We start from the raw sequence: 16486 nt of genomic DNA on the forward strand, positions 1-16486 counted from the left end.
ACCCCGGCAGCCGCTAACGGACCATTCGCATCTCGGGCAGTTCGTTCCAGTCAGGTGGAAGCAGTTTACGTTTCCCGTCGGTAACCGGACGATCGAATTGTCTCAGAGACCGTCGTCCTGGACTCGAACACATGACAGGCTTCGTCCTCGCTTCACCCCATAGATAACGAGCGACAGCAGAGCCGCGGCCACCGCAGGGTCACCGTCCGATGCCCTGGCCAGCGCCAAAGCGGACGTGGAGCGCGGTCCCGATGGCGCCGTCGGCTACTGACGTGGCATAGGCTTCCGGTATGGGACTAATAATCACACTACTTATCATTTGGCTTGTACTTTCGATCCTTGGCTTCGCCGTGAAGGGCCTACTTTGGTTGGCGATCATTGCTCTGGTGCTGCTGGTGGCCACGGCTGTTTGGGGCTGGGTGAAGCGCAAGGCCAAAGCCTGACGCTCAACCTGATCGCTCAACGGCGGCGGCCGGTCCCACACGGGACCGGCCGCCGCTTTCGTGCGCCCTGACTGCTTGAAACCTGAAAACAACTCTTGCCTGTGACATCGAAAAGCACAGATCTGGGTGATGGTCCCACCCATCATCACTAGTGGTTGTCCCGCACCAAGAAGTGTTTGGGGCCACCTGCCTGCAGCCCGGCTCACCTTAACGGGCTCGAGGTTCTTTTTTCACGGCCGCGGGAACCGGGTGGACAAGCAGCTTTGGGCGGCACTGACGCCCATCGTGGAAATGGCGATAAGGAGATGGCGCGTCCCGGATTCGGGCCCTTGGGAAATCCGCACCCCAGGCCGTGCGTACTCGGCGGCGCTTTGCTTCGTCGCCATTGACCGCGCCATCCGGATCGACCGCAGGGACGGGCTTCCGTACCCTAAGCGCCGCTGGGAAACCACAGCCAGAGAGATCCGGAAAGCCGCGTTAACTCAGTCCTGGGACGACGAGAGGCGTACTTTGACAGAGCATCTGGGCGGCAGCAGCCGTGCCGACCCACTGGGATTGCTTCCTGAACAGATCCATCCCGATACCGGGGAAATCCTCGGAAATTTCCCTCAGGCGTTCAGCCATGTGGGCGTGTTGGCCAGCGGGCTGCGGGCTGCGGCTGCTGAAGGCCCAGCGGAGGGACACAAGAAACCAGCTCCCCTCCTGGGAGTCGATCAGATATCTGGCTCATGAAAGGCACCGTCGGCGGAGACAGGGGCTCCGGGTAGGGGACAGACGTTCGGCTCGCATGCGATCAGGAGTCTTCTGAACCCGCCCCTCCGACGGGACCGTCCCACGACCAGTGTTGGATGGGCAGGCCGTTCGGAACGTCCTCTACGGAGCGGTGGTACCGGGACATCGTGGTGGTGGTCGACCACGCGAAGTAGTCGTGCAGCACCTTGAAGAGAGGGTTCTCATCGGTGAGTCCGACGTCGGTCAGTGCCTGATCGAAGCAGGCGATCGCTCTACGGTCCATATCCTCGTGCGGCCCGTTGCCGCTGTGCATCCGCACCACAGATGTCTCGTCGCCGTAGGAGTCTGAATAGGTTGTCGGGCCACCTAAAGCCTCCGCCCAGTAGGCGGCCAGCCGCCGCCTATGCTCGGGATGGAAGCCATGGCTGAACGCGTGGCCGACCACCTCGTCGGCCGTTGCCCTGGTATGCCATGCGCCGGCCAGCGCCAGGAAAAAGGGGGCTCCGCCGGCGGCTTCGTACACCGTCTGCATCCTGCAACGATGGCATGCCCCACCCTTGTACGGAAGGGGCCGGCTCAGCGAAGGACGCGGTAGCGGATGAGGGTCGCCTCCGTGGAAAATTTTCGACGACAGGTGCGGTGTCTTTTCACCCGAACAGCCGCATCACCTGGTGGAACACAAGCGGCTAAATGACCGACGGCCTCCCGGCTCATACTCATGCGGGCTCCCACGCGAACCCGTCCGGGTCGGTGAACGGGCCGGCGTCGCTGCCTATCGTGAGCCGGTGCGAACCGGTGCCCTCCGGAGGGACGCCGGCATCCTTGGCGAGAGCGCGGCGCCCGTAGAGCCCCAGCTTGATGGGACTCGCCGGCATGGCGAACTCGACGTACTTGCCGAAGCTTTTCCCGACGGCGAGTCCGTGGTCGACGTAGAACCGTTTGCTCGCAGCAACGTCGGTGGCCGCTACCAGCAGCACGATCTGGTCAATCTGTCTGGTGGCCGGACCGGTGTCCTTCCTCGCCGACGTCGCGACCTTCCAGATCGCTCCATCGGGAGCCTGAACGACGCCGCCATAGCCCCACAGTGACTTTTGGGCCGGCTTCAGCGTCGTGGCACCAGCCGCCAGAGCAGTGTCGATCAGGCTGCTGACGGTGGACGGCTGCGACACTATGAGCGACATCGTGAACCCGCGGAACCCGGCCGTCGGGGCATCCGAAGTTCGCACGCGCACCTGCGTTCCCAATCCGAAGGCAGCAGTGTAGAAGGCGGTGGCGGCCGCGGGGTCAGGTACTTCGAGGGTGACTGATTCGATGGAGGTCATGGCAGGTCCTTCGGAAGGGTGGGCAGGTCGTGTTGATGACTTTATGCTGTGGCCTCCCTGATCGCTTCTCCGATCCTGATCGATCCGTCCCGCATGTGGCCGAACATCCGGCTCGGCCTGCGGTTACCTTCGGGTTGGATGACCGGCACTGGCTACGAGCTGGTGCTCGATGCCAGCACGCCCAGCCCGAGTGCGGCGATGATGCCGCTGCTGCCGCGTTCGAGCCAGCTGCTCACTCGCGGACGCTGCAGCCACGCCATTGCCTTCGCTGCCGCGATGGATACGGCGGCCAGATAGAGGAAACCGATAATGCTCTCGATGGCACCAAGCACCATCGCGGTGTCCAGAGTGTTGCCGCCGTGCGGAATGAATTGCGGCACGACGGCGAGGTAGAACAGGCCGACTTTGGGGTTGAGCAGTGTGGAGAACGCGCCTGCGCCGAACCCTGTCATTCGGCTGTAGCTCCGGCGGGGAGCGTGTCCGGCCGTTGCTGAGGGTGTTGTGCGGCGGGCCCGGATCAGCGACGAGATGCCCAGGTACAGCAGGTACAACCCGCCCGCGACCTTTAGCCAGCGGAATACTTCGGCGGAGTCCTCCAGCACTGCGGCGAGACCCACCCCCACCAGCCCGGCCCAGACCAGGGATGCCATTGCCGAGCCGAGTGCCGCGGCAAGGCCGGCCACGGCACTCTGCAGCGAGATCCGCAGCACCAGGAACGTATCTGGGCCGGGGGTGACGGAGAGCAGCAGGCACAGGCCGGCAAAAGCCAGCAGGGTTACAGCGGTCATGCGCACCATTGTCCGGGTGCAGCTTGCCTGGTTGCAATTGCAGCGAGGCACGGCCGGGGAGGCAGTCAAACGCGACCCGACTTTCTTTTCGAGGGCAGCGAGCTGCGCTGCATCAGAGGAGGATGGCCATCAGCGCGATCAGGTACAGGATGGTGGCAATGCCAAGAAGGTAAAACCATAGGGTGTCCTTCGGCTCCTCGTCTGGGTCGGTCCGCTGATAATCGCGGTCATCCGGCCCATCTTCGGGCATTTCTCGGGCGTTGCCGGGTTCGACGATCCTGACGGGGGTCACGTCGTTGGTTGCGGGTTGCCGCCGCGGATTCTGGGCGTGTTCATCATCCAGCCCGCGGCGCATAAACCGGTTTCGGAGAGTGAAAGCAACGGAATGTGCCTTGAGCTTCATGATTGGTTCCTCCTTCCTCCCTGGTGGTACCTGAAGGGGCGGCGGCCATCCACGAGGTCGCTTCGGTATGGACACCGGCTCGATATGTCGTTAGCCGCGAGGAGGCCGGGGCCATCTGCAGGCTGGTGCCCCAAGGGCCGCACCGGCCCCAGCCCGGCGGTTCCGCGCGCGCCGTCGGCTCGGTACGAGCCGTCCACGGCCGCGAGTATTGTTGGGGCCCTCTGGCATTGATCCGCCTTAAACGATTACCCCTCTGTTTTGGGTCTATTTCAAGGGTGATCGACGGTCTTTCTGGAGAAGAATCCGTTCAGAGCAGGGATCTGCGCAGCGAGGGCGGCTGCGCCGTGCCCGTTGCGCGGCCTTCGCCGGGCTTGACCGGCCCGCTAGTCGCCGGCGGCGTCGCGGCCGCGGCGCACGATCAGCCGGTCGGGGCCGTGGACCACAGTTGTGTCCTTGTCCTCGTAGTCGAACTGGTTGAGGAAGAAGCGCATGGCGTTGATCCGGCCCCGCTTCTTGTCGTTGAACTTGATGGTGATCCATGGCGCATGGTCCGTGTCGGTCCGCAGGAACGTCTCCTCCTTGGCTGCCGTGTACTCCTCCCACCGGTCCAGGGAGGCCAGGTCTATCGGGGAGAGCTTCCAGCGCCGCACCGGGTCTATCTGCCGGATCGCAAAGCGGGTGCGCTGCTCGTGGCGGGTCACGGAGAACCAGAACTTGGTCAGGTGGATTCCGGAGTCCACCAGCATCCTCTCGAAGAGCGGCGCCTGAATCATGAAAGTGTCGAATTCCTGCTCCGTGCAGAAGCCCATGACCCGCTCCACATTTGCCCGGTTGTACCAGGAACGGTCGAACATCACGATCTCCCCGGCCGTGGGCAGATGCTGGATGTAGCGCTGGAAGTACCACTGGCCAAGTTCACGGTCCGAGGGTTTGCTCAATGCCACGGCCCGGGCCGAGCGGGGATTCAGGTGCTCGGTGAAGCGCTTGATCGTTCCGCCCTTGCCGGCCGCATCCCGGCCCTCGAATACGATCACGTGCCGGAGCTCCTGGTCCTGGCCCCAGTACTGGAACTTCAGCAGTTCAACCTGGAGCCGGTATTTCTCCAGCTCGTACTCCTCACGGGACATCCGCTCGTCGTAGGGGTAGTCTTCCCGCCACGTCTGCACGGCCGAACCGCCCGGGTGGATCAGCTCCGGATCCTCGCCTTGCCCCCCGCGCACGGTGTACCCCATCTCCACCAGATGGTCGATGGCCTCCCGCAGGTTTTCCCGGAGCCAACCTTGATCCTCGGGTGTCCACGTCCTGTCCGCATGCGCCATCCCCAGCCTCCTTCCGGCCCCGCTGAACCGTCGCCGGCTTTCTAGGGTGCCGGCAGCGTTCGATGCTCAACTGAGTTCATAGAATGCGACCAGCCTAAGCCGACAAGTGGAGCTCACGATAGGGATGGGCTTCAAAGTGATCCTCCGGCCGCTTCCGGCGTTCCGGAGTCGTGGCCCCCTCCGGTCTGGCCGGCATGATGCCCGCCGGATCCCCGGTAGCCACCGCCACCTCCTTGGTCGCCGAGGCGTTCACGGGCCAGGAAGTTTTCGACGTCGAAGAGGTTGTCCGCGCGCCGGGCAATGTTCAGCAGGGTGGTCATCGAGGCAACCTCTTCGACCTGTTCCTTGAGAAACCAGAGCATGAATTGCTCGCCCAGGGCGTCATTCTCAGCCCTGGCTGCGGCGAAGATGCCCTTAATGTTCTCGGTGACTTCCTGTTCCTGCGCGAGGGCCAGGGCGAGGGGCTCCTCGACGTCAGCGAAGTCGTTGCGGACCGGATCAATGCCAGGGATGGCGACTTTGAGTCCGCGGTCCAGGATGTAGCGGACCATCATCATGGCGTGGTTGCGCTCTTCCAGCGACTGGCGGTAGAAGTGTTTGGCCAGCTGCGGAAGGTCCTGCCCGTCAAACCATGCGGCCACGGCGACGTATTGGTGGGAGGCGGCGAATTCGTTGCCAACCTGGCGAGTGAGCAGTTCAGTAAATTTAGCGGATTCCATCGGGAGCTCCTTACGGGGGTCTGTGTGGGCGACTGCGGACAGAGCTGGCCGGGGTCGGCCGCGCTGTCGATTTGCAGGGGGTCTTGCTTCGAGCGTCCCGGATGCATGATGGCCGGTCAATAGCCTGCGGTTCCTGGTCGCGGAAGCTTGCCCACAAACAAGAACTGTGAGGATTGGTGTGGCTGGTCTGGGACTGCCTGGCAGAGTAGGTGCTGGCCGTTCCGCCCTGTGGTCGCGACTCAAACAAGAACTGGCCCCCGTCGGGTGCCCTTCCGTCGACTCGTCCGTCCATGGGGTGGGCGGCCGGTACCTGCCCGGCCCACATCGGTGACTTGATCAGAAGGTTGCCCGCCCTGTTTGACGGGGCGTGGCTCGTCACAGTGCTGTTCCGAAGTGACCTCTACCCGGATTGGTACCGGCCGTGCGCGGCCCTGATCATATCCGCGAAATTGAGGAAGGTGCCTGAACCGCTATGCCTATCGTTGCGCATTCCCGCCCGTTTGTCGTCGGCGTCGACACTCACGCCAGGAACCATGTCTACGCCATCATCGCCACCTCAACCGGCGAACTGCTTCAGACCCGGGACTTCCCCACCACCAGCGCCGGCATCAACCGGGCCATCGCCTGGGTCGCTCGGCGCACCGGCGCCGACCTGGCCACCTTGTGGGTAATCGAGGGCGTCGCCTCATACGGCGCCCTGCTGGCCGGTGCTGTCGGCGGCGCCGGATACCCGATCGCCGAAGCCACACGGACGGACGCCCGGGCCCGGCACGGGGTCGGGAAGTCCGATCCGTTGGACGCGCACCGGATCGCCGCAGCCGTCCTGCGACCAGTTCTCGCTGCGGGTTGTCGTATTTCTCCAGCCACAGATCCACATCGGGATTCCGGTTTTCCATAGTTGCCACCCTGTGAGGCCTCGCTATGCGGATTCGAGAACGCTTTTGAGGTTGGTCAGTTGCGCGACTTCGGCATTCATGGTGCGGACAATCACCGGACCCACGAGTTTCATGAGTCCCTTGGGCTGCAGATCCAAGGTGAACAGGACAGTCGTTCCGCCGGACGCTGCACTGAGCCGGTAAGCGCCGGCCGGGCGGGCAGGGCCGGCCACGACCTGGAAGCCCAGATGCTTTCCGGGGTCCGCAGCCGTGATTTCGTAGTCACCGACGATAGGCCGGCCGCCCGGACCCGTGAGAGTCTGGCTGTACACGGCACCGAGGTCCCCGGGTGTTCCACTTTTCAGTGTGATGTCCTGCACCCCCGAACGCCATGCCGGGTTGTTCAGCCCATCGGCGAGGAACGCATAGACATCCTCCGGCGAACGGTTAATGGTGGTCTCGTTCTCGGCGTGAGCCATGCATACCCCTACTGGTTCTTGGTCCCGGCCGATTCCCGGCCAGCCGATCGATGTTGTCCATACTGTACGTCGTGCGGCCCTGGCCGGCCCGCGCCCGGTCCAGGTGTCCTCCGGATCGTGCCGTCGCGGCCGACGTCGACCGCTGTGAGAGGGAGCCGTCTAGCGGTCCACCGGGCGCCGGCACCTAGCGGATTGCCTCTTCCCGCTCTTCAGCCATGGGACTCAGCGTCAAGCCGCTGGTGTGGATGAGGGTGCCGAGCAGGGATCGTGCGGCCGCGAGCAGGACGTTGACCTCAGGGCTGGCCAGTTCATAAAACAGCCGCCCGTCGCGTCGCGAGGGGACAATGAGGCGCTGGCGGCGGAGCAGGCTCAAATGCTGGGAGAGGTTCGACGGCTCCAGACCCGTGTTGTCGCGCAGTCTGCTCACGGCAACGGGCCCGTCCGCGAGCATTTCCAGGAGCTGGATTCGAGCAGGGTGGCCCATGGACTTGAAAAGTTCGGCCTTAACATCGGTCAGGACCATACTTGTGGGAAGATCATCCGGCATCGGGACCTCCCTCCTTCACATTCAAATATTCTGGGCCGCGCATCTGTGCAGAACCCGCCGACAGGAAAACTAACACGCGCGAGACAGAAAAGTCTGTCTCGCATCGCCCACGATCGGTCCGCCCGCACATTTATCGTAGCGCCGGACCGCTGCCGTGTCGCCGCCGCCGGAAGACAAAGTGGTACCTCTTGCGCAGATGAGAACCGTAGTTCAGACTTTCATGAATTCATCAATTCGATTCCGGCCTTCTATGAGTGGCCGGCATTGTTCGGGTGGATTCGGATTGTTCCCGGTGACAACGGCGTCACCGGGAACAATCGGGTCCCGGCTTCCAGGAGGGTTCTATGACAGGCATGTTCGAACTGTTCACCGATTCCGACACTTCCTACCGATTTCGACTGACCGCCCCGGATGGGACTGTCATGGCCCTCTCCAGGTCCTTTCCTGACCTGCCATCGGCGGTGGCCGGGATCGCCGCAGTAAGGGAGTACGCCGGCATGGGGCTGGTGACCGAAATAGAGGCACCGCAAATTGTCGCCCTGCCCCAGCCCGTGGCCGACGCCATTCCGGTGGAGCCCAGCGCGCATAACCGTCGAGCCCATGACACGCACGCCGGCGAGCCCCGCGCACGTGCGGGGTCGGCCCGTGACCGAGCGCCCAGATCCCCGGGACGTCCGCCACGCACCGGGATCCCGTCCGCCGCGCGCTTCTTGGGCGGCCGGGCCGTCGTCCGGAATCAGCAGCTAATCGTACGGTGGCGGCAGGCCCTGGAGGCGCGGAGCGCCCACGTTGGGCTCAGCTCGTGCTGACTGACGCCGTGTCCCGTGTTGGCACCCCGGGGCGCTCTCCTCGGGCCGGGTGCGGGGCGTCTGCCGTTGGGCCGGACAGGCAGGGATGGCCATGACCGAGTTGAAGGCGTTGCGGGCCTACTCCAGCGCGCTGGTCGCCGAGGACTGCCTCGCTGGGACCTTTCGCTACGATGTGGTCTCGGGGGAGCTGCAGTGGTCCGAGCAGATCTATCAAATCCATGGCTATCACCGGGGCGAGGTGGTGCCGACGGTGGGCGTCCTGATGTCGCACCTGCATCCTGACGACCGGAAACGGTGCAGGGAAATTTTTGAGGATGTGGGCCGTGGGGGAGGGTTTTTTGCCAACTACCACCGTCTCTTCGACGCACGCAGGCGGGAACGCCGCGTCCTGACAGCGGGGGAGGGCGTGCCGGATCGTGACGGGAATCTGCTGTTCATCGACGGATTCATGCTCGACCTCACCAGAACAGTTCAGCTGGAGACGGACCGGTCCGCCCGCGAGGCCATTGCCGGAGCCATTGGCACGCGGGGCCTCATTGAACAGGCCAAGGGCATCCTGATGGGAATTCTTCACATCGGTTCCGACGCCGCCTTCGAACGGCTCTCTGCCTACAGCCAGCACCACAACATCAAGCTTGCCCACACGGCCTCGGCCATCGTTCGGCTGGCCAGCAACACGCAGGAATCCGCCACCCTCCGCAGCTTCGTCCACGCACTGGACAGCCGTTTCTCGGCACGCCGCGATGGGGGCCGCGTTTTTCATCCCTAGGGGACCAAAGGCGCCGGCGGGCCGTTGGCCGGCACGCCCGGCACGCTGCCCTGACCGAATGCTCCGGGCATACCCGGCGGACATTCATAGCACACTCCGAGGCAGACCGGTCTGTACGCCTCAGCCCAGTGTAAAATTCTTTCATCATGACTGTCGACGACGCCGCGGGCCCCACACTGTTGCCTGCCACAGCCATGGCCGGACGTGATGAGCCGGTGGACCGTATTCTCGCCACCGCCTACGAGTTGTTCTCCCGCCGCGGCATCCGCGGAGTGGGGGTCAATGAGCTGATCAGCAGTTCCGGGGTTTCCAAAGCAACCTTCTACAGGCACTTTCCGTCCAAGGACGCCCTGGTACTGGCCTTCCTGGAACTCCGAGACCAGGTGTGGACCGTGGACCTCATCGTGGCAGAGGCCAGCCGGCGCGGCGACACCGCCGAAGAACGGCTGCTCGCCGTATTTGACGTGTTCGGCGACTGGTTCCAGCGCGAGGATTTCGAGGCGTGCTCGTTCATTAACGTCCTGCTGGAGATGGGGGCCGGGCACCCTCTGGGGAAGGCGAGCATCGATTACCTCAGCCGCATCAGGGGCCACATCCAGGCCCTGGCTGAGGAAGCCGGGCTGGACCGCCCCGAAGAATTTGCGCGGTCCTGGCACATCCTGATGAAGGGCTCCATCATTTCGGCCACCGAAGGCGACACGCTGGCCTCCAAGCGCGCCCAGCAGATGGCGCGCTGGCTCATCGAGCACCACCGAAACCTGTAGCGGCTGTGCCGGGGGAGTGCCCGCATTCGATGCTGGCTCCTCCATGACCCTGCGCAACGCCGCAGCTTCCTCAACGCAAACAGACACACCTAACAGCGCGGGCGCGCCGCCGTCAACATAGCGCCATGCCCCGACGCCGACGCCGCTCCCGATTCCGACGCCGACACCGACGCCGGCTCCTGATTTCAATGCTGACGCCGGCTCCCTGCCGACCGACAGACGCGCCGCACTCCCATCACCTGACCCTCGAACAACTTTGCCCTTGCGAAATACGTTAGTCACCACTAACGTATTATCTGTGTTGGATGCTTTGGAGATTGCTGCGGAGCCGAATCGGCGACGCCTGCTGCATCTTCTCGCCAGCCACGAACAGGCGGTCGGGGAGCTGGCCGCCCATTTCACGGTGAGCCGCTCCGCGGTGTCCCAGCACCTGCTGTTACTGGAGCAGGCCGGCCTGGTATCTGCCCGCAAAGAAGGACGGAACAGGTATTACAGGCTCGACCCGGTGGGAATGGGCCGGCTCCGTGAACTTGTCGAACAGTTCTGGACCTACGAACTGGATCTGCTGGCATCGGATGCGGCCGCACTTGCCGCACAGCGTCACGGCCCTCCGCAACATCACACGACCAATTCAGATACTTCGCCTCAAGACAAAGGACCACTCTCATGATGTTCGATAAGACCATTCACCTGCCCGTCGGCGCCGACGAGGCCTTTGCACTCATCACCGAGCCGGAACGTCTGCGCCGCTGGCAGACGGTGGCGGCCCGGGTTGATCTTCGGATTGGCGGCGAATACCGATGGACCGTCACTCCTGGCCACCACGCAGCCGGCACTTTCACGGAGATCGAGCCGGGCAAGCGCGTCGTCTTCACCTGGGGCTGGGAAGCCGGAATGGACCTGGCGCCGGGCTCTTCCACCGTGTCGATCACGCTGGAGCCCGACGCCGACGGCACCACGCTCCGTCTGGTCCACGATGGCCTCAACGCCGAACAGGCCGCAGCACATGCCGAGGGCTGGAACCACTACCTGGACCGCCTGATCGCCGAAACCTCCACCCCGGCCGGCGCCGGTCCGGACGAGTGGTCAGCGGCCCCGGATTCGATCGATCACATCAGCTCTGCTGAGGCATCCCTCGCCGTGCTCCTGGGCGTGCTGCGAAAGCTCACTCCGGAAGACCGGGAGAAAGCCACTCCCTGCGAAGACTTCACGGCCCACGGGTTGCTGGAGCACCTGGCCGGTTCGCTGAAGCAGATCGGCGGAGCACTGGGCGCGGACGTGAGCGACGACGCCGGGGCAGGCCCGGAAGTGCGCATCGCCGGACTCGCGCAGGCCACCCTGGAGGCGTTCAGCCGCCGTGGTGTCGAAGGCACCATCGACATGGGCTTCGCTGAACTTCCCGCCACCGTCGTCGCCGGAATCATCAACCTCGAGCTGCTCGTGCACGCGTGGGACTTCGCGAAGGCCACTGGCCAGGAACTCGTCGTCTCCGACGTCGTCACCGATCACGTTGAGGCGCTGGCCCTGCTGACCATCTCCGACCAGGTCCGCGCCAGCGGCAGCTTCGCCGCCGCCCAGCCGGTCGCGGAGACAGCCGGCAGCCTGGAGCGCCTGATCGCGTTCACCGGCCGAACCATCGCCGTCTGAAGTTTCCAATACCCGTCAGAGACACCCCAGGAAAGCAGGAACAGTATGTCCAAGTTCGTCTTCATCTACCACGCCCCGATGACCCCCGCCGAGGCCGCGCCGCCCGCACCGGAGGACATGGCAGCCGCCATGGAACAGTGGAACGCGTGGGCCGCTAAAGTCGGCAACGGACTGATCGACTTCGGAACGCCCCTGGCCAACGGCGTCCGCGTTTCCGCCGGCGGAGCCACGGCACCGAGCCAGCGCGAGGTCGCCGGATACAGCATCATCGAGGCCGAAAACCTTGAGGCGGCCGTCGAACTCGCCAAGCAGCACCCGCACCTGAACATGCCCGGCGGCTGTGAAATCGAGGTTCACGAGGCCCAGCAGATCCCCGGGATGTAGCAGCGGCTCGACCCGATGCTCGTGGCCTGTTCGCCGTTGCCCAAACGGCAGCGGCGAACACGCTTTAACCGGCCCCGGACCATCCTCCGTGGCTGTGGCCGGAGCGCCGGAGCAAGGCGGCCTGCCGCCGCTTTCCACTCTGGCCTCGTGGTCTAGAGATAGTCGCTAGCTCGTTCGCGGGCGATTTCCAACAGGGTGGAGTGGAAGGCCACCTCGGCCGGGGCGTAGACCTTGTCCTCGCGCTGCGCCAGCAGTATCCGCCGCAGCGGGGCGGCGGAACCCAGGCTCAGCACCTTCACGTCGGGATGCTGAAGTGCCACGGCGGTCTTGGGCACCATGGCCACGCCCATCCCCACACTGACCATGGCCTGGGCCTCCTGGTAGTCGTTGGCCAGGAAGGCAATCTGCGGTTCGAATCCGGTGTCGTGGGCGGAACGCTGCAGAACCTCCACTACGGGGTGGGCCTCGGCGCGAACGATCCAGGACTCGTTGCGCAGGTCCTCCATGCTTACCTGCTCACGGTCGGCGAGTGGGTGGCTGCGGGCCACCAGGATCACGGTGCTCTCCCGGAAGACTTCGGTTACGCGGATGGAGTCGTCCCGGAACGGATTCCATGGGTAGTCCCAGAGCAGGCACAGCCCCGTGACCCCGGACTGCAGATCTGCCACGAGTTCATCGAAGCGGGCGCTGCGCAAGGAGAGACTGATGGCCGGGTACCGCTTCTTGAAGGTCCGGATAACGACGGGCAGGAAGGACCCTGCCAGTGTAGGAAAGGTGCCCACGGTCAGGGAACCGCGTTTGAGGCCGGCAATCTGGCCCAGGTCGGACCGTGCTGCCTGCATCTGCCAGACGATCTTGCGGGCGTGGCCGGCCAGCACCTGGCCGGCCTCGGTGGGCACCACCCCGCGGGAGCGGCGGGTAAGGAGCGGCTGCCCCACTTCTTGTTCGAGCTTTCGCAACTGCTGGGAGACGGCCGAGGGCGTGTACATCATGAGCTCGGCCGCGGCGGTGATCGAGCCCTGCTCCACCACCTCCAGCAGTAGCGCCAGCCGCCTTATGTCGAACAAGCCCTGACCTTCGTCGTTAAGCAACGCTTCACCCTTCTCCGAATTTGGTTCATTCCCTATCAGGATGTGGCCTCCGCTCAGCCTATCGGAGCTAATCCGGCCAAGGGAGGCTGGAAGGACGGGAATTGATCTTCCCGGGCTCAATGAATGAAGCAATTCTAAATCCCCCCACAAAAATCCAACATTGTCTAAAGATGTGATCTGGCTCAATCTTTTTACAGATCCTCATCTAAATCTGAGGCACGAGGAGAAACGGGAAAAATCATGGAGATCGAAGCCCGATGGATGCGCGGAGGCACCAGTAAATGCTGGGTGTTCGATGCGGAGCATCTTCAGGAGGGCGGCACCAGCCTGGATGTGCTGCTGCCGCGGCTGTTCGGCAGCCCGGACCCCCGCCAGATCGACGGCGTCGGCGGGGCGACATCGACGACCAGCAAGGCCGTGATCCTGCACCGGCCCGTCAGCGACGACGTTGACGTTGAGTACACCTTTGCCCAGGTGGGTATCGAAGAGGCCTCGGTGGACTGGGGCAGCAATTGCGGGAACGGTTCGGCAGTGGTGGGACTGTACGCCATCGAGAGGGGATGGGTGATCCCCACCGCAGACGTCACCCGGATCGTCACCCGCAACACCAACACCAACCAAATCATCGTCCAGCGGGTGGCCACCCCGGCCGGAGCCCTGGCATCGGTTCCGGAGGCCCAGATGCCCGGCGTGCCCTTCCCTGGCTACGCGGTGGGGCTCGGCTTCCAAGACCCTGCCGGCAAGACCACCGGTGCGCTGTTGCCCACGGGCGCGGCCACCGACACCATCACGGCAGGCGGAACCCGTTGGACCGTGTCAATGGTCGACGCCGGAGCCCCCGTGGTGATGGTCCGCGCCGAGGAGCTGGGCCTGGACCCGGCCAGGTACGACAGCTGGCGCGCCGGGGTGGAGCTGCAGCTGGATACGCTGGAGCAGATCCGGAGGCAGGCAGCGGTGCGGATGGGGCTGGTCCCCACGGCAGCCGAAGCGGCCCGGGCCATCCCGAAGCTCGCCATCGTAGCCGCGCCAGCGTTGGCCGGCCCCGGTGCCGACGCCAGCGTCATGATGCTCTCCATGGGCAAGCTCCATCCGGCGCTGGCCATCACAGGCAGCATTGCCCTGACCTTGGCCGCCCGCACCGCCGGCACCGTGCTGCACACCATCACGGGCGACACCTTGGGGAGGACGCTCCGGCTCCGCACCCCCGCCGGGGTGATCGAGACGTGGAGCGAGGAGCACGACGCGACGCTCCTCGTAGGCGTCGACCGCACCGCCCGCACCATCGCCACAACCATCATCCATCTCCCCGAGGTTCCCGGCAGCGCCGTCGCTGCCTCCCTCGCGGGAGCCACCCGCTGAGGAGGCCATCATGACCAAGACTGAGCACCGCACCGCTGTCGCTGCGGACGAGACCCGGGGCAAAGAGGCCCCGAGTCCAACCCGTCGCCGCCGTATCCTACTGGTGGCGGTGGGCGCCGGTTTCGCGATCCTGGCTTTGATTGCCCTCGTGCTGGGGGGTGATATCTTCAACCCCTCGGCCACCCCGCAACCGGAGCACTCCATGACCGCTGTCCAAATCATCCCGCTCGTCATCCTCGTCATAATGTTCATCGTCGCCACGAAATGGCCGCTGAACATCGGCGTGATGGGGCTGGTCGCCTCCTTCGGCGTCGGCTATTTCATGCTCGGAATGACGGACAAACAGATCCTCGAAGAGTTCCCGGCCAGCATCGTCCTGACGATCATCGGAGTCACCTACTTCTTCAGCATGGCCCAGAGGAACGGCACCATCGACATCATTGTCCAGACCTGCGTGCGCCTCGTCAGGGGCAAGACGATGCTGCTGCCCTGGGTGTTCTTCCTGATCGCTGCTGCGCTCACGTCACTGGGCACGTTCTCGCCGGCCGCCGTCGCGCTGCTGGCGCCTGCTGCCATCGGATTCGCCTACGAGTCCCGGATCCATCCTGTACTGATGGGCGCGTTCATCATCAACGGAGCCCACGCCGGCGGCTTTTCCCCGCTGTCCGTGGCCGGCGTGCTGGTGCACGACATCGCCCTCAAGAACGGATTTCCCATTTCCCAGGGCGCACTCTTCATTGCAAGCTTCGCCCTGAATCTCATTCTCTCTGTGCTCACCATCGTCCTGTTCGCCCTCCTGGGCAGGCTGCGCGACGGCGAAGGCGGCCAGCATGCCGACGTCGACACCGCCCGCACCAGCCGCCCCCGCGGGCAGCAGATCCTCACGCTGGCACTGATCGCGGTGATGCTCGTGTGCACCCTGGGCTTCCACATGCCGATCGGATTTGTCGCACTCTCCGCCGGACTTCTGCTGGCCCTGGTCAACATCAAGGAACACCAAACGTTCATCGGTGGCGTCTCTTGGTCCACGGTCCTGCTGGTGGCGGGCATGATCACGTATGTCTCCCTGCTCCAGCACGTTGGCGTCATCGACACCCTCGCCGAGCAGGCGCTGGCACTGGGTGCACCACTGCTGGTGGCACTGGTCCTCTGCTACGTCATTGGCGTCGGCTCAGCCTTCGCCTCCTCCACGGCGTTGCTGACCGCGTTCATTCCCTTGGCCGGTCCGCTCCTGGCTACCAGTTCGCTGAGCGCCTCCGGCACGGTCGCGGCGCTGGCGATCGCTGCCACAGTGGTGGATGTCTCGCCCTTCTCCACCGACGGTGCGCTGGTGGTCGCCAACGCCCGCGGGAACGACCGGCAGCGCGTCTACCGGCAGCTGATGGCCTATGCAGGCGGCGTGGTTCTGGTGGCTCCCGCCCTCGCCTGGGTCCTGCTTGTACCCACCGGCGTCATGTAACCGGTCCCGCCACGGCGATTCCGCATGGCTAACAGCGAGGCAGCTACCTCAAGGACCACGCTGAATTGAATAAACGGCCCGGACATATTGAGTCCGCCGGCACCAGACCGCAGTGGGGCGGCGAATGATGATCACCGGGATCATCGCCTATTCGCAACGCGCGCCGCCCCACTGCGCTGACCCCAGAAGAGCAACCGCAGGACCTGGGCCCAGACCGTTCAGCCCGGCTCGCAGAGCCTTTTAGCTTTCGCTTCCTGGCGAGGAACAAAATCCAACTGCAGAAGCCCTGCCGGGCCCAAGCAGGCAGAGTTCGGCGGTGTGAATCGCAGTGGTCAGTGGCGGTGTTGTTGCAGCGCTACATGGCAGCCCCGGCGCCCGTAAGCCGATGCGCTTGTGGGGGTACCTTCGATCCAATCGCCCCCGCCTAGCCGGTACCCGGTGCCGGGTGCCGGGTGCCGGCTAGGCGGCCGAACGTCCGAAGGCGCTGCGTCCAGGCCTGAAGGGAAGGCCCGCGCTGGGATTCTAGGGAACTCGGCCGTGATGTCGCATGAGGCGGTTCGCGAGAACGGCTCATCAG

19 protein-coding genes and 1 pseudogene are annotated in these 16486 nt (G+C 64.5%); 11 read left to right on the forward strand and 9 right to left on the reverse strand.

The window, feature by feature from the left end; genetic code table 11:
- The first annotated feature begins 290 nt into the window (after positions 1 to 290).
- Positions 291 to 443: a hypothetical protein gene (locus LQV16_RS02420; protein ID WP_229992342.1), complete on the forward strand. Its 153-nt coding sequence runs from the start codon at positions 291 to 293 to the stop codon at positions 441 to 443.
- A gap of 129 nt (positions 444 to 572) precedes the next feature.
- On the forward strand, positions 573 to 1175 hold the full coding sequence (locus LQV16_RS02425; protein WP_356815663.1) for a glycoside hydrolase family 15 protein: 603 nt from the start codon (positions 573 to 575) through the stop codon (positions 1173 to 1175).
- A gap of 61 nt (positions 1176 to 1236) precedes the next feature.
- On the opposite strand, the gene LQV16_RS02430 is transcribed toward LQV16_RS02425, so the two are convergent.
- From LQV16_RS02430 to LQV16_RS02455, 6 genes are all read right to left on the reverse strand, one after another.
- Entirely contained in the window at positions 1237 to 1707 is a 471-nt protein-coding gene (locus LQV16_RS02430; RefSeq protein WP_229992344.1) for a group II truncated hemoglobin, read from the reverse strand.
- Between the two features lie 184 nt (positions 1708 to 1891).
- Positions 1892 to 2497, reverse strand: a complete 606-nt coding sequence (locus LQV16_RS02435) for a glyoxalase (RefSeq protein WP_229992345.1) — start codon at positions 2495 to 2497, stop codon at positions 1892 to 1894.
- A gap of 152 nt (positions 2498 to 2649) precedes the next feature.
- Positions 2650 to 3285, reverse strand: a complete 636-nt coding sequence (locus LQV16_RS02440; RefSeq protein ID WP_229992346.1) for a LysE family translocator — start codon at positions 3283 to 3285, stop codon at positions 2650 to 2652.
- Between the two features lie 112 nt (positions 3286 to 3397).
- Complete coding sequence (locus tag LQV16_RS02445; RefSeq protein ID WP_229992347.1) at positions 3398 to 3688, reverse strand: hypothetical protein; 291 nt, start codon at positions 3686 to 3688, stop codon at positions 3398 to 3400.
- A gap of 383 nt (positions 3689 to 4071) precedes the next feature.
- A complete protein-coding gene (ppk2, locus tag LQV16_RS02450) occupies positions 4072 to 5007 on the reverse strand; it encodes a polyphosphate kinase 2 (protein WP_229992348.1) in 936 nt (311 codons plus the stop codon).
- Between the two features lie 131 nt (positions 5008 to 5138).
- Complete coding sequence (locus LQV16_RS02455; RefSeq protein WP_229992349.1) at positions 5139 to 5726, reverse strand: ferritin; 588 nt, start codon at positions 5724 to 5726, stop codon at positions 5139 to 5141.
- A 472-nt stretch (positions 5727 to 6198) separates the two neighbouring features.
- Here LQV16_RS02455 and LQV16_RS02460 point away from each other — a divergent pair.
- Positions 6199 to 6552: pseudogene (locus LQV16_RS02460) on the forward strand (transposase); the annotation flags it as partial.
- A 93-nt stretch (positions 6553 to 6645) separates the two neighbouring features.
- Here the strand turns inward: LQV16_RS02460 and LQV16_RS02465 are convergent.
- Both LQV16_RS02465 and LQV16_RS02470 read right to left on the reverse strand, forming a co-directional pair.
- Entirely contained in the window at positions 6646 to 7080 is a 435-nt protein-coding gene (locus LQV16_RS02465) for an SRPBCC family protein (protein ID WP_229992350.1), read from the reverse strand.
- Between the two features lie 184 nt (positions 7081 to 7264).
- Positions 7265 to 7627 (reverse strand): metalloregulator ArsR/SmtB family transcription factor, encoded by a 363-nt coding sequence (locus LQV16_RS02470; RefSeq protein WP_229992351.1) that lies wholly within the window; start codon positions 7625 to 7627, stop codon positions 7265 to 7267.
- Positions 7628 to 7971: 344 nt separating this feature from the next.
- Here LQV16_RS02470 and LQV16_RS02475 point away from each other — a divergent pair, with 344 nt between their 5' ends.
- The 6 genes from LQV16_RS02475 (at position 7972) to LQV16_RS02500 (ending at position 12000) form a co-directional block, all read left to right on the forward strand.
- Positions 7972 to 8436: a DUF1508 domain-containing protein gene (locus LQV16_RS02475; protein WP_229992352.1), complete on the forward strand. Its 465-nt coding sequence runs from the start codon at positions 7972 to 7974 to the stop codon at positions 8434 to 8436.
- Positions 8437 to 8527: 91 nt separating this feature from the next.
- Positions 8528 to 9205, forward strand: a complete 678-nt coding sequence (locus LQV16_RS02480) for a PAS and ANTAR domain-containing protein (RefSeq protein ID WP_229992353.1) — start codon at positions 8528 to 8530, stop codon at positions 9203 to 9205.
- Between the two features lie 146 nt (positions 9206 to 9351).
- Positions 9352 to 9969: a TetR/AcrR family transcriptional regulator gene (locus LQV16_RS02485; RefSeq protein ID WP_229992354.1), complete on the forward strand. Its 618-nt coding sequence runs from the start codon at positions 9352 to 9354 to the stop codon at positions 9967 to 9969.
- 298 nt (positions 9970 to 10267) lie between these two features.
- Positions 10268 to 10639, forward strand: a complete 372-nt coding sequence (locus LQV16_RS02490) for a metalloregulator ArsR/SmtB family transcription factor (RefSeq protein WP_229992355.1) — start codon at positions 10268 to 10270, stop codon at positions 10637 to 10639.
- Positions 10636 to 11616 carry a TIGR03086 family metal-binding protein gene (locus LQV16_RS02495; protein ID WP_229992356.1) on the forward strand — a complete coding sequence of 327 codons (981 nt, stop codon included), beginning with the start codon at positions 10636 to 10638 and terminating at the stop codon, positions 11614 to 11616. Before LQV16_RS02490 ends, LQV16_RS02495 begins: the two co-directional genes overlap by 4 nt.
- A 45-nt stretch (positions 11617 to 11661) precedes the next feature.
- Complete coding sequence (locus tag LQV16_RS02500; protein ID WP_229992357.1) at positions 11662 to 12000, forward strand: hypothetical protein; 339 nt, start codon at positions 11662 to 11664, stop codon at positions 11998 to 12000.
- A 152-nt stretch (positions 12001 to 12152) separates the two neighbouring features.
- Here the strand turns inward: LQV16_RS02500 and LQV16_RS02505 are convergent, their stop codons facing one another.
- Positions 12153 to 13091 (reverse strand): LysR family transcriptional regulator, encoded by a 939-nt coding sequence (locus tag LQV16_RS02505; protein WP_229992358.1) that lies wholly within the window; start codon positions 13089 to 13091, stop codon positions 12153 to 12155.
- A gap of 240 nt (positions 13092 to 13331) precedes the next feature.
- Between LQV16_RS02505 and LQV16_RS02510 the strand changes: the two genes are divergently transcribed.
- Entirely contained in the window at positions 13332 to 14450 is a 1119-nt protein-coding gene (locus tag LQV16_RS02510; RefSeq protein ID WP_229992359.1) for a PrpF domain-containing protein, read from the forward strand.
- A gap of 10 nt (positions 14451 to 14460) precedes the next feature.
- Positions 14461 to 15909, forward strand: coding sequence for an SLC13 family permease (locus tag LQV16_RS02515; protein ID WP_229992360.1), 1449 nt, complete (start codon positions 14461 to 14463; stop codon positions 15907 to 15909).
- The last annotated feature ends 577 nt before the right edge of the window (positions 15910 to 16486 follow it).

The organism is Arthrobacter sp. Bi26, from assembly GCF_918697925.1.
GTDB lineage: Bacteria > Actinomycetota > Actinomycetes > Actinomycetales > Micrococcaceae > Arthrobacter.

What these genes read in the sequence shown, in the direction of transcription:
- LQV16_RS02420 (WP_229992342.1), top strand. Translation starts at nt 291, where the DNA reads ATGGGACTAATAATCACACTACTTATCATTTGGCTTGTACTTTCGATC.
- LQV16_RS02445 (WP_229992347.1), bottom strand. Translation starts at nt 3,688, where the DNA reads ATGAAGCTCAAGGCACATTCCGTTGCTTTCACTCTCCGAAACCGGTTT.
- LQV16_RS02440 (WP_229992346.1), bottom strand. Translation starts at nt 3,285, where the DNA reads ATGACCGCTGTAACCCTGCTGGCTTTTGCCGGCCTGTGCCTGCTGCTC.
- LQV16_RS02455 (WP_229992349.1), bottom strand. Translation starts at nt 5,726, where the DNA reads ATGGAATCCGCTAAATTTACTGAACTGCTCACTCGCCAGGTTGGCAAC.
- LQV16_RS02435 (WP_229992345.1), bottom strand. Translation starts at nt 2,497, where the DNA reads ATGACCTCCATCGAATCAGTCACCCTCGAAGTACCTGACCCCGCGGCC.
- ppk2 (WP_229992348.1), bottom strand. Translation starts at nt 5,007, where the DNA reads ATGGCGCATGCGGACAGGACGTGGACACCCGAGGATCAAGGTTGGCTC.
- LQV16_RS02510 (WP_229992359.1), top strand. Translation starts at nt 13,332, where the DNA reads ATGGAGATCGAAGCCCGATGGATGCGCGGAGGCACCAGTAAATGCTGG.
- LQV16_RS02425 (WP_356815663.1), top strand. Translation starts at nt 573, where the DNA reads ATGGTCCCACCCATCATCACTAGTGGTTGTCCCGCACCAAGAAGTGTT.
- LQV16_RS02480 (WP_229992353.1), top strand. Translation starts at nt 8,528, where the DNA reads ATGACCGAGTTGAAGGCGTTGCGGGCCTACTCCAGCGCGCTGGTCGCC.
- LQV16_RS02500 (WP_229992357.1), top strand. Translation starts at nt 11,662, where the DNA reads ATGTCCAAGTTCGTCTTCATCTACCACGCCCCGATGACCCCCGCCGAG.
- LQV16_RS02465 (WP_229992350.1), bottom strand. Translation starts at nt 7,080, where the DNA reads ATGGCTCACGCCGAGAACGAGACCACCATTAACCGTTCGCCGGAGGAT.
- LQV16_RS02430 (WP_229992344.1), bottom strand. Translation starts at nt 1,707, where the DNA reads ATGCAGACGGTGTACGAAGCCGCCGGCGGAGCCCCCTTTTTCCTGGCG.
- LQV16_RS02515 (WP_229992360.1), top strand. Translation starts at nt 14,461, where the DNA reads ATGACCAAGACTGAGCACCGCACCGCTGTCGCTGCGGACGAGACCCGG.
- LQV16_RS02475 (WP_229992352.1), top strand. Translation starts at nt 7,972, where the DNA reads ATGACAGGCATGTTCGAACTGTTCACCGATTCCGACACTTCCTACCGA.
- LQV16_RS02470 (WP_229992351.1), bottom strand. Translation starts at nt 7,627, where the DNA reads ATGCCGGATGATCTTCCCACAAGTATGGTCCTGACCGATGTTAAGGCC.
- LQV16_RS02495 (WP_229992356.1), top strand. Translation starts at nt 10,636, where the DNA reads ATGATGTTCGATAAGACCATTCACCTGCCCGTCGGCGCCGACGAGGCC.
- LQV16_RS02485 (WP_229992354.1), top strand. Translation starts at nt 9,352, where the DNA reads ATGACTGTCGACGACGCCGCGGGCCCCACACTGTTGCCTGCCACAGCC.